A 15,146-nucleotide genomic window follows, 5' to 3' on the forward strand; every position below is an offset into this window, starting at 1 on the left:
AACCGCACGTAGTCTAAGGCCCATGTTGAATAAAGTCATAGCCTCAGTAGAGGAGGCCGTCGCGGATATCCCGGACGGTTCCTCCATCGCGGTGGGCGGATTCGGCCTTGTGGGTATTCCAGCGCAACTCATTGCCGCGCTGCGCTCCCAGGGTGCGAGCGAGCTCACCATCATTTCCAATAACCTTGGTACGGACGATTTTGGTCTGGGCCTGCTGCTCAAGGATCACCGCATCGCCCGCTCCATTGGTTCCTACCTGGGAACCAATAAGGAATACGCGCGCCAGTACCTCGAGGGCGAGCTTACCGTCGAATTTACCCCGCAGGGCACCCTGGCAGAGCGCATGCGCGCCGGTGGCGCGGGCATTCCAGCCTTCTACACCAAGGCTGGCGTGGGCACGCCGCTTGCCGATGGCGATATCCCCACCCGCTACAACCCCGACGGCACCATCGCGGAGACCTCCGCACCGAAGGAAACCCGCGAGTTCAACGGCGAGCTCTACGTCATGGAAGAAGCTCTTACCCCGGACTTCGCCTTCGTCCATGCCGCCCGCGCGGATCGCTTTGGCAACCTTGCCTTTAATAAAACCGCCCAGAACTTCAACCCCGATGCAGCCAAATCCGCCGATATCACCATCGTGCAAGCAGAACAGTTGGTAGAAGCCGTTCCGCCGGCAGAGGTGGATGTGCCCGGAATCTACGTGGACCGCGTAGTGGAAGTGGGCAAACAAGAAACCGGAATCGAATTCAGGACGGTGAGCAAGTAATGACCTGGTCACGCGAAGAAATGGCGGCACGCGCCGCACAAGAACTGGACAATGGTGACTACGTCAACCTGGGCATCGGCATGCCGACGCTCATCCCGGGCTACCTGCCAGAGGGCCGTGAGGTGGTCCTGCACTCTGAGAACGGAATCCTAGGCGTTGGTGCCTACCCTGAAGAAGACAAGGTGGATCCGGAGCTCATCAACGCCGGTAAAGAAACCATTACCGAAGCCCCCGGTGCATCCTTCTTCTCCTCGTCCGAGTCCTTTGCCATGATCCGCTCCCGCGCCATCGACGTCGCGGTGCTCGGTGCCATGGAGGTATCCCAATTCGGCGACCTAGCCAACTGGATGATCCCCGGCAAGATGGTCAAGGGCATGGGCGGTGCGATGGACCTAGTGCACGGCGCCAAGCGCATCGTGGTGATGATGCAGCACGTATCCAAGCACGGCGATTCCAAGATTCTGGCGGAGTGCCAGCTGCCGCTGACCGGCGCTCGCTGTGTGGATCTCATTATTACTGACCGCGCCGTATTCACCGTGGACGAGCTGGAGGGCCTGACGCTTATCGAGGTCGCCGAGGGCGAAACCGAGGAGTCCATCCGCGAGGTCACGGACGCACCCTTTAAGGTTGCGCTCGACTAATTAGTTGTGGACGTGAAAAATCGCCGCTTCCCGGGAAAGCCTGGGAAGCGGCGATTTAGTGTTTGGCGGGTGGATTAGACATCGCGCAGGTCCACGCCCTTGGTTTCAGGCAGGATGTACATGCTGACAAGCGTGAGTATGCACAGTGCGACGACGTAGAAGCCAGAAGCCCAAGTAAGGCCGTGGGCTACGAACCACTGGTAAATATACGGTGCGGTACCGCCAAAGACGGCGACGGACAGCGAGTAGGCCAGGCCGATGCTGCGGGTGCGCTGAGCGGTGGGGAAGACCTCGGACATGATGGAGGACAACAGGGCGCCGCCGGCGGCGACGATGACCACGCCGACGGTGGAGGCCACCAGCAGGGTCCAGGGGCGATCATCGATGAAGTTCATCAGTGGAATCTGCAGAACGGCTAGACCAATGGCGCAGATATAAATGACGGGCTTGCGGCCGATTTTATCGGACAGGCTGCCCCATAGCGGTAGGGCAATGAGACCGGCGGTCTGTGCGGCCACGGTGACCCAATATGCGCCCTGGGTGGACATGCCTTCGTGGCTAATGGCGTAGGTGGAAACATAGGAGGTCCATGTGTAGTGCGCGGCCGTAACACCGGAGACCATACCCACGACGAGCAAGATATTCTGCCATGCCGGGCGAACAACCGAGGCAGGCTTTTGCGAATTCACGGACTTCTTGGGGCGCTTCGGGGCCTCAACGGTGGGCTCGGCGCTATCGATTTCCTGGAAGTGATCGGATTCCTTCATGTGGCGGCGCAGGTACAACGCGATCAGCGCAGCTACGGCACCCAAGAGGAACGGAATGCGCCAGCCCCAAGCACCAATCTGCTCGTCCGTCAGGACCAGCGAAATGCCGCCGCCCAAGACGTAGGCGATGACCGAGCCGCCGAAGATGGAGACATAGACCATAGAACCCCAGCGGCCGCGGTGGGCGTTCGGGGCGATCTCGGGGATGTAGCTATTGGCGGCTGCGGATTCACCGCCGTGTGCAAAGCCTTGCAGCACGCGGATGAAGAGCAGGCCGACAGAAGCCCAGATGCCAATGGATTCGTAGGTGGGCAGCAAACCGATGAGGACCGAGGCGCTAGCCATCATGATGATGGTGGTCATCAAGACGGTTTTGCGGCCGCGCTGGTCGGCGATGCGGCCAAAGATGATGCCGCCCAGCGGGCGGACCAAGAAGCCGACGGCGAAGACACCGAAGGTGGCAAGCAGTGCGGAGGCGGTATCGCCCTTGTCGAACATCGCCGCGGCGATGAACGGGGCGAAGACCGCATAGGAGCTCCACTCGTACCATTCCAGGACCTGGCCGGTCAGGCTGGCTGCGAGGGATTTGCGGTCCGTTTTTGTCGCGCCCGATGACTTAGTGGGCGTGGGGCTCGGCGGGGCGGTAGAAGTCATTGTTCCTCCTAGGTATGGGTCCGAAATATTGAGGAAGATATTACGCACATCACACTTCACTTAGGCCGCGATGTAAGCCACGAGAAGCGCAGCGCGGCTGGGGCAGATTTAGTTACTGGCTAGAAACTGCATGTCGTCCACCACTTTTCGGGGGAAAGGTCCATAAAAATTCGCTGTTCGCTAGGTGAACTATAGTGCGCACTGTGACCCCGTATAGGGGTATTTGTATAAATTCTTTGCCGTAACGAGCTTGGAATTCGCAGGAAAAGGTCATTTTTGGCCAGAATTCCGGCGCTGAAAATTTAGGTGTGGTGTAGCGTGTGAGCCACGACACGGAAGGTTTTCGAAGAGTCTTGAACCACCAAAGTGACCCGTCACTGTGAACCAACCGAGTCTTTCCGGAGCCACACCCTAAGGAGGGATTTATGACTGCTCTTAGTCCCGAGGAACTAAGCACAGAAGGCCTCGCCGAAATCATGGCCGCGGGCGGACGCCCGGCCGATAGCGAGCGCAAGATCAACATCATCGATACCACCCTGCGTGATGCGCACCAGAGTATCTGGGCCACCCGCATGACCACGAGCCACATCCTGTCGCTGTTGGATGACATCACCAACGCTGGCTTCGAGCACGTGGACTTGGTCGCGCCCATCCAGTTCGACGTATCCGTGCGCTACCTCAAGGAAGACCCGTGGGAGCGCGTTCGCCTCGTCCACGAGAACGCCGCGCCGGGCACCAAGTTCCGCGCCCTGATTCGCTCCAAGAACCTGGCTTCCTTCGACTTCCTGCCGGATGATGCCATCTTGAACTGGACCGAGCGACTCTACGCCAATGGCTTCCGTGTGATCGGCTCCTTCGATGGCTTGAATGACATCGACAACATCGACCAGGGCCTCAAGCTGGCCAAGGAACTCGGAGCTGAAACCTTCGGCGCATTGTCCTACTGCTTGAGCCCGGTGCACACCGATGACTTGTACAAGCGGAAGGCCACGGAGCTGCTCGAGCGCACCGATGTGGACCGCATCATGCTAAAAGACGCCGGCGGCCTGCTTACTCCGGACCGTTTGAAGACCCTCATCCCGGCGATCCGCAGCTCCATCGGTGACGTACCGCTCGAGGTACACACCCACTCGCTGACCGGACTGTCCCCGCTGACCTACCTCTACGCAGCGGAATTGGGCGTGGATTCTATCCACACCTCCATCGCCCCGCTGGCCAATGGCCCGGGACAACCAGCCACCCAGGCCGTGGTGCGCGACCTTCGCGCACTGGGCTACACGGTGGACGTTGACGATGAGCGCATCGATTCCGCCAGCGAGCGCATTCAGGAAATCGCCGATACGGAAGATAAGCCGGTAGGCGTTCCGCGCGCATTCGATGGCCTGCACTACATGCACCAGCTGCCAGGCGGCATGCTTACCAACTTCGAATCCCAGCTGGAAACCGCTGGGTTGGGTGACCGCTTCGAAGAGCTGCTGTACGAGGTCGCACGCGTGCGCGAAGAGCTCGCATACCCCATCATGATTACGCCGTTCGCCCAGTTCGTGGGCACCCAGGCCGTCATGAACGTGATGACCGGTGACCGTTACTCCGTGGTCCCGAACGAGATTAAGAAGTACGCCTTGGGCTACTACGGCGAGCCACTCGCCCCGCTGGACCCAGACGTGCTGGAGAAGATCATGGCCAACGGTTCCTCTGAAATCACGGAGGAAATCCCAGAGCTCAAGCCGGTTCTGCCGGACCTGAAGAAGGCTCACCCGGACGAGGATATCGACACCCTGTTGCTGCGCGTGATGTTCGCCGGCAGCCAGGTCGATGAAATGAAGCGCTTCGTGGCTGAAGGCCGCGGCGGCGAGGGCGAAGGCGTCAAGGGTGGCGTCCTGACCTCCCTGGTACAGCAAATCTACGACTCTTCCGATACCACCGACTTCCACCTCAAGACTTCCGATTTGGAAATCAACCTCACCAAAGGAGAAAAGTAACCATGACTGATTCCACCAACTTGCACGACCTGAAGTCCCTGCTGAAGTGGGCTAACCTTTCTGATGACATCCAAGAGCTGCAGATTAAGTACGGCGACGTCGAGCTCGCGATGTCCCGCACCCCAGGCGGCTTGAACCGCCCGGCCCCGGCACCGGCCCAGGAAGCCGCTCCGGCCGCAGCACCAGCACAGGAGGCAGCCCCGGAGGCCGCACCCGCCCCGGCAGCTGAGCCAGAGTCCAAACCTGCTCCTGCCCAGGAGGAAGCTCCAAAGGAAGAGCCACAGACCTCCGGCGAGCCGTCTGCAGAGGGCGAGACCGTTAAGGCTCCCATGGTCGGTACCTTCTACGCTGCTCCGAAGCCGGGCGCAGATCCCTTCGTCAAGGTTGGTGACGAGGTTGAGGTTGGCCAGGTGCTGTGCATCGTTGAGGTTATGAAGCTGATGAACAACATCGAGTCCAAGGTTGCCGGCACCGTGAAGGAAATCCTCGTTGATAATGAGGACGCCGTGGAGCACGGCCAGCCCATCATGGTCATCCAGCCGAAGTAATCGATCTGGAGGAAAATATGTCAGATCTATTAGGTAGCGTGCTCATTGCTAACCGCGGTGAGATTGCGCTTCGCATCATTCGCGCCTGCAAGGAATTGGGTATCAAGTCCATCCTTACTTATTCCGAAGGCGATAAGGACTCCTTGCCAGTAAAGCTCGCCGATCAAGCAGTATGCATCGGCCCGGCGAATGTTTCCAAGAGCTACAACAGCCCCGAGCTGGTCATCTCCGCAGCCATGGCGTACAAGGCGGATGCCATTCACCCGGGCTACGGCTTCTTGTCCGAAAAGCCGGACTTTGTCCGCATGGTGGAAGAAGAAGAGATCGGCTTTGTTGGCCCTTCGGCCGAGCACATCGGCTTGATGGGTGACAAGATCGCGGCTAAGCGCATTGCCAAGTCCGCCGGTGTTCCCACCGTGCCGGGCTCCGACGGCGTGGTCACCGAGTTCGATGAGGCCCTCGAGGTTGCCCATAACACCGGCTTCCCGCTGCTGATTAAGGCTGCCGCCGGCGGTGGTGGTCGCGGTATGCGCGTCGTGGAATCCGAGGACACGCTGGAAAAGGATCTCAACGAGATCATGAACGAGGCAGAGTCCGCGTTCAATGACCCGTCGGTCTACATCGAGCGCTTTTTGACGGATATCCGCCACATTGAGATCCAGGTGCTGGCCGATGGCGAAAATGCCGTTGCCCTGGGAGAGCGCGACTGCACCTCGCAGCGCCGCAACCAGAAGCTCATTGAGGAAGGCCCTTCGCCGGTGCTGACTGATGAGCTGCGCCAGGAAATGCAGGAAGCCGCGATTAACCTGTGTAAAGAGGTGAAGTACAAGAACGCCGGAACCATCGAGTTCGTCTTCGATAACACCGAAGATAAGTTCTACTTCATCGAGATGAACACCCGCATCCAGGTGGAGCACCCGGTTACGGAGATGATCACCGGTGTGGACCTCATCAAGGAGCAGCTGCGCATTGCCTCCGGGCAGAAGCTATCTATTACCCAGGATGATGTGGAGATTCGTGGCCACGCCATCGAGTGCCGCATCAACGCCGAGGATCCGAACCAGAACTTCGCGCCGCGGCCGGGCAAGATCGAGCACTACCGCGTGCCAGGTGGCTTCGGGGTGCGCATGGATACCCACATCGAAACGGGCTACACCATCCCGCCGTTCTATGACTCCATGGTGGGCAAGCTCATCGTATGGGCAGAGGACCGTGACGAGGCCATTACTCGCATGCTGCGCGCCATCGACGAGCTGCAGGTAGAAGGCGTTGTCACCACGGCGCCATTCCAGGCCATGCTGCTTGATAGCGAAAAGTTCCGCAGCGGCGAGTTCAATACTGGTTATGTTGCCAAGCTGCTGGAAGGTGCCGATTCCATCCCTACGGATGACTAAACTCGGCTCCTTCTAGCGAGAGAGTGCAGGTTCCGCTTTTGCCGGCCTGCACTCTTTTGCATTTTAACGCTCTACAATTACATCTCTATGTCACGCCTGGTTCCAGGCTTTGCTTAGTCCCATACGTGTGGGGAAGGAAAAACAATGTTGGTTATTGCCGCCATGCTGGTCGGCGCCATCGTGCCGGCGCAAACGGCCATTAATACTCGTCTGCGCGAGTCCGTGGGCTCGCCCATCGCCGCCGGGTTCTTCTCCTTCATTATCGGCTTTGCTGTCTCCGCCATCCTCGCGCTGATAGTCACCGGTGACGCGATACCGGACCTGGCGCTGGCGGCCGCGCAACCGTGGTGGGTGTGGCTCGGCGGCTTTATGGGCGTGGCCTTCATCGTGGGAAATATCCTGCTCTTCCCGCGCATCGGCAGCGTAGAAACCGTCATCCTGCCCATCCTGGGACAGGTGACGATGGGCCTTATTTATGACCTGACCGGCCTCTTTGAATCCCCTTTGGTTCCCGTCGGCCCCCTGCGCATCCTCGGCGCCCTCATCGTGGTGGGCGGCATCGCCTTGGTGCTAGAAATTGGCCGGGGCGCTGCCACCACGCGCGCGCAAGCCACCGGGCTTTCGCTGTGGCTGTGGCGGGTTTTCGGCGTGCTCATCGGCATGGGCTCTGCCACCCAAACCGCCGTCAACGGCTACCTGGGAGGCGCGTTGCACAGCCCCATGCCCGCCAGCGTCATTTCCCTGGGCGTGGGCGTGATCCTGTTGGCCCTGCTCACCGTAGGCTGGAAGGCTCCCCGTCGTGCCCTTTTGAGCGGCATCGCCCCAGGTCCCTGGTGGATGTGGCTCGGCGGTGTGCTCGGCGCGCTCTTTGTGGTGGGCGGCGCGACGCTGTCGCCCATGATCGGCACTGGCACGACGGTCATCGGCTCGCTGGTGGGCTCAATCATTTGCGGCCAGGTCATTGAATCGCTGGGCTGGGGCAATGCCAAGCGCGGCCTGCCGCCGGTCCACCGTATCATCGGCCTGGTCTTGGTCATTATCGGCGTGATTATGGTGCGCGCCCTTTAGGGCTGTGCCGCGCTTGCCGATGCCCCTTTATTCCTCCTTCGCTCCCACTCCCGGCCAGGGTGGGAGGGAGCGGAGGGCTATTGCCGCCAGCGCTCCAAGGTGAGCTTGGGGCTTAGTGCGCGGGAGACGCACGGCGCGAAGGCGCCATCGGCATACATTTGCGCGTCATAGACGGAATCGCGGTGGTCTGGTTCGCCCTCGACCACGCGCATCAGGCAGGTGCTGCACGTGCCTTCCAAGCAGCGCGATTTTACGGGCAGATCGAGATCCTCGAGGACCTCTAGGACCGTTTTATTTTCTGGGATTTCTACCGTCTCGCCGCAAAATTCTACTTCGAACGGGCCGTCGCCGGCGCCAGCGTTTTTCTCACCAGATAGCGCTTGGAGATCGGGGTGGAAGTTCTCCCAGTGGAAGGCGTGCTCGGGCAAGTAGTCGAGCGCAATTTTTTTCGCAGAATCCATAAAGCCTTGTGGGCCGCAGACATAAAAGGCTGTCTCCTTTGGCGCCTGCCCCAGCAGGTGCCGGTAGATATCTGCCTGTTTGTCGCGCGGGCGGCCAAAGACCTCGATGAGCTTATCGCCGCAGGTCTCGCGCAATTGCTCGAGCAGCACCGCGTGGTGGCTATCGCGCGCAAAAAAGAGCACGATATACGGCTTGTTCTCGCGCTCGAGGGATTGGGCCATAGAGAGCATGGGGGTAATGCCCACGCCGGCACCAACTAGGACGTAGTAGCCGGCGTGTGCCACGAGCTCGAAGTTATTGAATGCCTGCGAAATCTTAAAGCTATCCCCGCGGCGCAGTTTGAGCATCGCAATCGAGCCACCCGTGGAGTTTTTCTCCCGCTTTACCGCGACTCCATACGTTGGCCGTTCCTGTTGGCCAGCAGCAGGGGAAGAGGCACCGGTCATCTCAAAAACCGAGTACTGGCGGGTAAGCATCTCACCGTTAGCTCCCGGGAGGGTGATATCGACGTGGCAGCCGGGGGAGTAATCCGTGAGCTGCGCATCACCGTCCAGTGAAAACTCGATGACCGCAAGGTCTTCCGCTACAGCGGTGATATTGTGCACCGTGGCGGTGGTGGAGGGGGCATCGGCAAGCTGGGGCGCGGGTTGAGAAGGAGAACTAGGCATAGGGGTGAATAGACCTCACTTTCGTGACTGTAGTTCAGTGCCAATCCACTGCATGTAATGCACGTCATGGTATAGCCTGAAGCGAGATATAGGTTACAAACGCGTTCGCATAGCGGACATATGTGCGCCCAGTACACCTATATGGGGTGAGCTGGTAGAAGGCTTGCAAAATCTGCCAAGATGGTCATTTTTGCTATTTGCGCAGGAGGGGATAGGTGCTGTGAAGGTGGGCGTAGTGGCGGCGTTGGGGGCCAGAAATTTTCCAGAAAATTGGATTCAAAATTCATTGCAGTTGCGAGCAAGGTCTCTATAGGCTTACGGGCACAGCTAAATGGTGAACTGCACCACATAAACAGGAAATGCGTGTGGTGCGGCACCAAGATTGGAAAGGTTGTTTACTCCCCATGACTGCTCCTACTGATACTCGGACGGAACCAAAGGTTCTGCCCATGTCCGATAATCCCTATGAGGATTTCCGTTACTTCTATCGCGATGGCATGGACCTGCGCCCGGCGCCGAAGCGCCGCGTGGACAAACCCGGCTGGTCCACCCTGCGCCACAATATTTTTGACCACTGGCACACCGTTCATGATGAGTGGGAAGGCTACGATACCCAGCAGACTCGTTTGCTCGATGATCACATGTGGCAAACCGATGAACTGGGTGCCGCGTTGGCAGAATCCTTCCGCCGCGATGGCGCGAAGGAATCGCGCGCAAAGTTCGAGCAGGCGCTGAATGAAGGAATCGAGACCGTCGAGGATCCTTCGCCTGAATTGGTTGCCTTCTTCGAGCAGGTCGATAACATCCCAGACTGGATCGACCTTGAAGCTGCCGAGCGTGGGCGTGTTGCCTACTACAACGCCACCCCGAGCGCGGACCTTCTTACCTTCAACTTTGGTTACTGGGCCACCACCATGGAAGACCGCACCTCTGCGGCCACCGGTGAGACGGGCATGTTTGAGTTCAAGGCCATGCAGCGCGCGCTGGAGACATCCAAGTTCTTTGTGGACCTGGGCAAGCAAGACGTCTTCGACCGCTTCGGAGAAGGCCGCAAGGCCGCAGTCCACGTCCGCTTGCTGCACGCCCAGGCCAACCGCGGGCTGGAAAAGCTTTGGGGCAAGGAGCACTACAACGAATTCGGTCGGCCGATTGGCTCCAGCTTCTTGGTCTCCGGTGAGGGTTGGTTCGCGCTCATGCCACTGGCCATCGACGAGCTTTTCGGGCGCCCGCATTCTGGCCAGGACTGGGACGATGTCGCCCAATACTGGGCATATGTGCTGTACATGATGGGCGGCGAAGAACGCATCATCCCCAAGACCGGCGATGAAATGCGCAAGATGACCGATTTCATTTACGCAAACGGCGGGCGTTCTTCCTCGTACCACCAGCGGGTGGCCACGGCACTGATGTCCATCGTGGAGCAGATGAACCCGGACCTTCCGCTGGAAATGTTGGGTTCGCTGGCCACGCTGGTGGGAGAAGAAGACACCAAGTTCATGGTGGAAGGAACCCGCTGGGCCGATATGGACTTTTCCCAAGCGGCCAAAGACTTCGAAGCCAAGGCGCGCGCGGAGGCAAAGGAAGCCCGCGAAGCCGATGAAAAACCTGGCGCGGAGGAGTACAAGAAGCACAACGCAGCGCAAGGTCGCCCCCTTTGGATCAATGCCTTAGAGGAAGTGCAAGAGCACATCAACAACCATGAGCCAGACGTCAAGGCCGAGTGGACCCTGCACGATGACTCCAAGGAAGCCCGCCGGAACTAGCCGCTGCGCCCACAGCTAGTTATCAAGGCCTAATAATAAGGAAGGGAATGAAATAATGACTGCTCCCACAGATACGTCTGAGGCTGCCAACACGTCGCAGGTGGAACCGCAGGTCCTGCCCATGTCCGATAATCCCTATGAGGATTTCCGCTACTTCTACCGCGATGGCATGGACCTGCGCCCGGCGCCGAAGCGCCGCACTGCGGCCCCAGGCTGGTCCGAGCTGCGACACAATATCTTCGATTCCTGGCACACCGTCGAAGATGAGTGGGCAGGCTACGATAGCCTGCAAACCAAGCTTCTTGATGACCACATGTGGCAGACCGATGAGACCGGTGAAAAGCTGGCGCAGGCCTTCCGCCGCGATGGTGCCAAGGAATCGCGCGCCAAGTTTGAGCAGGCGCTCAACCACGGCATCGAGACGGTAGAAGACCCCGCGCCGGAGCTGGTGGACTTCTTCAAAGAGGTAGACCGCATTCCGGAGTGGCTGGATCTTGAGGCCGCAGAGCGCGGCCGCGTGGCCTACTACAACGTCACGCGCACCTCAGAGGTTCTGGCCATCGCCTTTGCATACTGGGCCACCACGATGGAGGACCGCACATCGGCGGCCACGGGCGAGACCGGCATGTTCGAGTTCAAGGCCATGCAGCGCTCCATTGAAACGGCGCAATTCTTCACGGATTTGGGCAAGAAGGACGTCTTCGACCGCTTCGGTGAAGGCCGCAAGGCCGCCGTGCGCGTGCGCCTGTTGCATTCCCAAGCTAATCGCGGCTTGGAGAAGATGTGGGGCAAGGAGCACTACAACGAATTCGGCCGGCCAATTGGCTCCAGCTTCCTGGTCTCCGGTGAGGGCTGGTTCGGGATGATGCCACTGGCCATCGACGAGCGCTTTGGCCGCCCCCACTCCGGCCAGGACTGGGACGATGTGGCCCAGTACTGGGGATACATCCTTTATATGATGGGGGCCGAAGAGCGCCTCATCCCCAAGACTGGCGATGAAATGCGCAAGATGACGGATTTCATCTACGCCAATGGCGGGTATTCCTCCACCTATCACGAGCGCGTGGCCACTGCCTTGATGAGCATTCTAGAAACCATCCACCCGCTGGTTCCCAAGATGGCGCTTGGTGCGCTGACCACCATTTGCGGCGTGGAAGATACGAAATTCATGGTTAAGGGTACGCGCTGGGAAAAGGTGAACTATAAGCCGTGGGCCGTCCTGTATCGGGGTGCCGCGCGGGCAGAAGCCAAGGTTGCCCGCCTGCGGGACAAGCTGCCGGGTGCGCAAAAGGCAAAGATAAAGCGTGCCAATAAGAATAAGCCGCCATGGTCCGATGTCACCGCGGTGATCAAGGCACACATCGCGAAAAACGAGCCCGAGACCAAGTCCGATTACACGCTGCACGATGACTCTAAAGAAGCCCGCAGCTAACCCATCCCCCATAACATTCTCAGAGGAGAACACCATGACTAACACTATGTCCCTAGGCACCGTCGGCGAGTGGCCTGCCGGCCGCGGCGATAAGGATGAATTCATCGCCACCTTTGGCCAAGAGCGCGCCGACCGCTACCACGAAGCTTTTTGGAAGATGGACCCGGTGGCCGATGCGCTTTTTACCAGCGGCCACACGGTCAAGGAAATCATGCCTAACCTGCGCGATGCCCTTGCCCGCGGCACCGCCAACGAGGACACCTTCCCCGAGGTTGCCGCCCTTATTGAGGACATGACCAAGGCACTTGACGGCATCGACGCCGAAAAGCTGGAGCGCGGCCGCCGCGTCTACCTGTCCATCCCGCCGCTCAGCCACGGCCTGGCGTTGGGCCCGGGCTCGCTGGTCCACACCTATTCCACCCCGGCGATTGCGGACCTGCTGGTCAACACCGGTGAGCTTACCGATGGCGCCGTCAAGCGCCTTGCCTACACCACCAACTGGACCTATTCGCTCTACCTGCCGGATGCGCTGCAGCCCGGCGGCGAGGGCTTCATTCACACCGGCATGGTGCGCGCCATCCACGCCCACGTGCGGCGCGTGCACACCCGCAAGGAGCTGGACTACTCCCACTACGGCGCGCCGATCAGCGAGTTCGACATGCTGCGTACCTGGTTCGATTTCACCTACATTCCGTACGCTGGCCTGCGCAAAATGGGCTGGAAGCTCACCGCGGAAGAAGAAAAAGACGCGTTCTACCTGTGGAAGATTGCCGGGCGCATGCTGGGCATTTCCGCGGACCTTTTCGAAGGCGAAGATGGGGTAGAGGCCTCCCAGGAGACCATGGATGCTATCCACACCGTCGACGGCGAGATCAACGAATCGGCCCGCAAGCTTGTCGATGCCCTCATGGACGGCTTCGTCGTCAACGCCAAGGAACTCACGGGCATGCCCGATGACACCCTAGCGGACTGGACCGCCGCGCACGTGCGCATCATTCACGGCGATGAGATCGCCGATGCCTGCGGCGTGGCCGATTCCGTCATGCGCCCCATCCTGCAAATGGAGGCACCGCTGGTGCAGGAGCGCTTTGACCTCCTCCGCCAAGACTCGGAGGCGCTCGAGGCGGAAATCCAGAAGAACGAGGAGGCGGTGCGCCAGATGCTCACTCGCGATGCCACCTATATGAAGCAGGATGAGGGCATCAAGATGAAGGATGGCTCGGTCGTCGCGGCTTCCTAAACGAATTACCCACATTCGTGGGTGACGCAGTTAATAGAACTTAAGTACTCTTGTGGCAGGCGAACACAGAGTGTGCTCGCCGCCACATTAGTTCCAAGAATCCAATTAGAAAGGGAACAATAATGTCCAAGGATTATGCAGTAACTAACCCCGCTACCAATGAAGTAGTAGAGAAGTTCGACACCTTTAGCGATGAGCAGATTCAAGAGGTACTGGCTAAGTCCAACGAGGCTTTTCAGACCTGGCGCGAGACCTCCATTGAGGAGCGCGCAAAGATCGTTTCCCGCGCAGCCGAGCTGCTCAAGGAGCGCAAGGGCGAGCTGGCCAAGATTGCCGCAGAGGAGATGGGTAAGTCCACCCCAGAAGGCGAGTGGGAAATTAACTTCTCCGGCGATATCCTGCAGTTCTACGCAGACAACGCCCCAGAGCACAACAAGGATCAACCGGTTGACGTGCCAGGCGGTAAGGCCACCCTCCGCCGTCTGCCCATTGGTACCCTGCTGGGCATCATGCCGTGGAACTACCCCTTCTACCAGGTCGCCCGCTTCGCCGGACCGAACCTGATGAACGGCAACTGCATCATCTTGAAGCACGCCGAAATTACCCCGAAGTCCGCTGCAGTCATCGAGGAGATCTTCCGCGAGGCTGGCCTGCCAGAGGGCGTGTACATCAACGTATACGCCGACCACAAGCAGATTGAAGAGATCATCGGGGACAAGCGCGTCCAGGGCGTATCCCTGACCGGTTCCGAGCGCGCCGGTGCCGCTGTGGCTGAGATCGCCGGCCGCAACCTGAAGAAGGTTGTGCTGGAGCTTGGCAGCACCGACCCCTACATCATTCTGGACGCAGCCGATGTCACCAAGGCTGCCGAGGAAGCTTGGGTCAAGCGCATCGAGAACGTTGGCCAGGCTTGCACCTCCAACAAGCGCATCATCGTCATGGAAGACATCTACGATGAGTTCGTAGATGAAATGGTCCGCATTGCTGAGGGCATGAAGCAGGCTGACCCAACCCAGCCGGGTGAGAACCAGTACTACCCAATGTCCTCCCGCGAAGCAGCAGAGAACTTGGACAAGCAGGTCAAGAACGCTGTGGACAACGGCGCTAAGGTCCGCACCGGCGGCAATCTGCACGAGACCGCCGCATACTACGAGCCGACCGTGCTTACCGATGTCCCCGTTGGTTCCGACTCCTACTACGAAGAGTTCTTCGGCCCAGTAGCAGAGATCTACAAGGTTTCCTCCGAGAAGGAAGCCGTAGAGCTGGCCAACAACTCCAACTACGGCCTGGGCGGTGCCGTCTTCTCCGATGACACCGAGCGCGCCACCAAGGTTGCTGACCAGATCGAGACCGGCATGATTCACGTCAACCTGGGCCAGTACTTCTCCCCAGTATTGCCATTCGGTGGCGTTAAGAACTCCGGCTTCGGCCGCGAGCTCTCCGTCTTCGCACTGGACGAGTTCGTGAACAAGCAGTACCTCTACATCAACGACTAATTACTCGTTGACGCTCACTCAGCGCTCCCTGCGCCTGCAGCGAGCGCATAGAGTGCAGTAGGGAAGGGGCCTAGCCTAATTAAGGCTAGGCCCCTTTTGCTTGCTCACATCGCTGCTCAACCCGATATAGGCCCATATGCAAAGAGCGTCATGGTGCTACTTTCCAGGCTGCGCCTGCCACCAAAGCATGACAACATTTCGACGATGCGCTGGAAGGAAACCGCCTTAACCGATTGTCGTTGCAACGACCCCTAGAATCTAAGTA

At 59.3% G+C, this 15,146-nt stretch carries 12 protein-coding genes; 10 read left to right on the plus strand and 2 right to left on the minus strand.

All coding sequences use genetic code 11. The features are described from left to right. Positions 1-22: 22 nt before the first annotated feature. Both ACP8KU_RS03210 and ACP8KU_RS03215 read left to right on the plus strand, forming a co-directional pair. Positions 23-766, plus strand: coding sequence for a CoA transferase subunit A (locus ACP8KU_RS03210; protein WP_005278125.1), 744 nt, complete (start codon positions 23-25; stop codon positions 764-766). Beyond that, the gene (locus ACP8KU_RS03215; RefSeq protein ID WP_005278126.1) at positions 766-1,407 is read left to right on the plus strand and encodes a 3-oxoacid CoA-transferase subunit B; all 642 of its coding nucleotides are present in this window, start codon (positions 766-768) and stop codon (positions 1,405-1,407) included. Before ACP8KU_RS03210 ends, ACP8KU_RS03215 begins: the two co-directional genes overlap by 1 nt. Positions 1,408-1,481: 74 nt before the next feature. On the opposite strand, the gene ACP8KU_RS03220 is transcribed toward ACP8KU_RS03215, so the two are convergent. Continuing rightward, on the minus strand, positions 1,482-2,828 hold the full coding sequence (locus tag ACP8KU_RS03220) for an MFS transporter (protein ID WP_284609745.1): 1,347 nt from the start codon (positions 2,826-2,828) through the stop codon (positions 1,482-1,484). 425 nt (positions 2,829-3,253) lie between these two features. On the opposite strand from ACP8KU_RS03220, the gene ACP8KU_RS03225 reads away from it, so the two are divergent. The 4 genes from ACP8KU_RS03225 to ACP8KU_RS03240 all read left to right on the plus strand — a co-directional run bounded on the left by ACP8KU_RS03225 (position 3,254) and on the right by ACP8KU_RS03240 (position 7,820). Then, entirely contained in the window at positions 3,254-4,810 is a 1,557-nt protein-coding gene (locus ACP8KU_RS03225) for a pyruvate carboxylase (protein ID WP_005278129.1), read from the plus strand. 2 nt (positions 4,811-4,812) lie between these two features. After that, entirely contained in the window at positions 4,813-5,358 is a 546-nt protein-coding gene (accB, locus tag ACP8KU_RS03230) for an acetyl-CoA carboxylase biotin carboxyl carrier protein (RefSeq protein WP_284644039.1), read from the plus strand. Positions 5,359-5,375: 17 nt separating this feature from the next. Continuing rightward, entirely contained in the window at positions 5,376-6,752 is a 1,377-nt protein-coding gene (gene accC / locus ACP8KU_RS03235; protein ID WP_284610457.1) for an acetyl-CoA carboxylase biotin carboxylase subunit, read from the plus strand. A 144-nt stretch (positions 6,753-6,896) separates the two neighbouring features. Next, the gene (locus ACP8KU_RS03240; RefSeq protein WP_023017154.1) at positions 6,897-7,820 is read left to right on the plus strand and encodes a DMT family transporter; all 924 of its coding nucleotides are present in this window, start codon (positions 6,897-6,899) and stop codon (positions 7,818-7,820) included. 77 nt (positions 7,821-7,897) lie between these two features. Here ACP8KU_RS03240 and ACP8KU_RS03245 read toward each other — a convergent pair whose 3' ends face one another. Further along, the gene (locus tag ACP8KU_RS03245; RefSeq protein ID WP_484483971.1) at positions 7,898-8,950 is read right to left on the minus strand and encodes a PDR/VanB family oxidoreductase; all 1,053 of its coding nucleotides are present in this window, start codon (positions 8,948-8,950) and stop codon (positions 7,898-7,900) included. Positions 8,951-9,354: 404 nt separating this feature from the next. Here ACP8KU_RS03245 and ACP8KU_RS03250 point away from each other — a divergent pair, with 404 nt between their 5' ends. From ACP8KU_RS03250 to ACP8KU_RS03265, 4 genes are all read left to right on the plus strand, one after another. After that, on the plus strand, positions 9,355-10,713 hold the full coding sequence (locus ACP8KU_RS03250) for an oxygenase MpaB family protein (protein WP_232018247.1): 1,359 nt from the start codon (positions 9,355-9,357) through the stop codon (positions 10,711-10,713). A 55-nt stretch (positions 10,714-10,768) separates the two neighbouring features. Next, positions 10,769-12,145, plus strand: coding sequence for an oxygenase MpaB family protein (locus ACP8KU_RS03255; RefSeq protein ID WP_484483972.1), 1,377 nt, complete (start codon positions 10,769-10,771; stop codon positions 12,143-12,145). Between the two features lie 34 nt (positions 12,146-12,179). Beyond that, positions 12,180-13,385, plus strand: a complete 1,206-nt coding sequence (locus tag ACP8KU_RS03260) for an oxygenase MpaB family protein (RefSeq protein WP_005278135.1) — start codon at positions 12,180-12,182, stop codon at positions 13,383-13,385. Between the two features lie 122 nt (positions 13,386-13,507). Next, positions 13,508-14,881 carry an NAD-dependent succinate-semialdehyde dehydrogenase gene (locus ACP8KU_RS03265; RefSeq protein ID WP_284902027.1) on the plus strand — a complete coding sequence of 458 codons (1,374 nt, stop codon included), beginning with the start codon at positions 13,508-13,510 and terminating at the stop codon, positions 14,879-14,881. Positions 14,882-15,146: the final 265 nt, after the last annotated feature.

This window comes from Corynebacterium sp. LaCa_282, assembly GCF_057198125.1.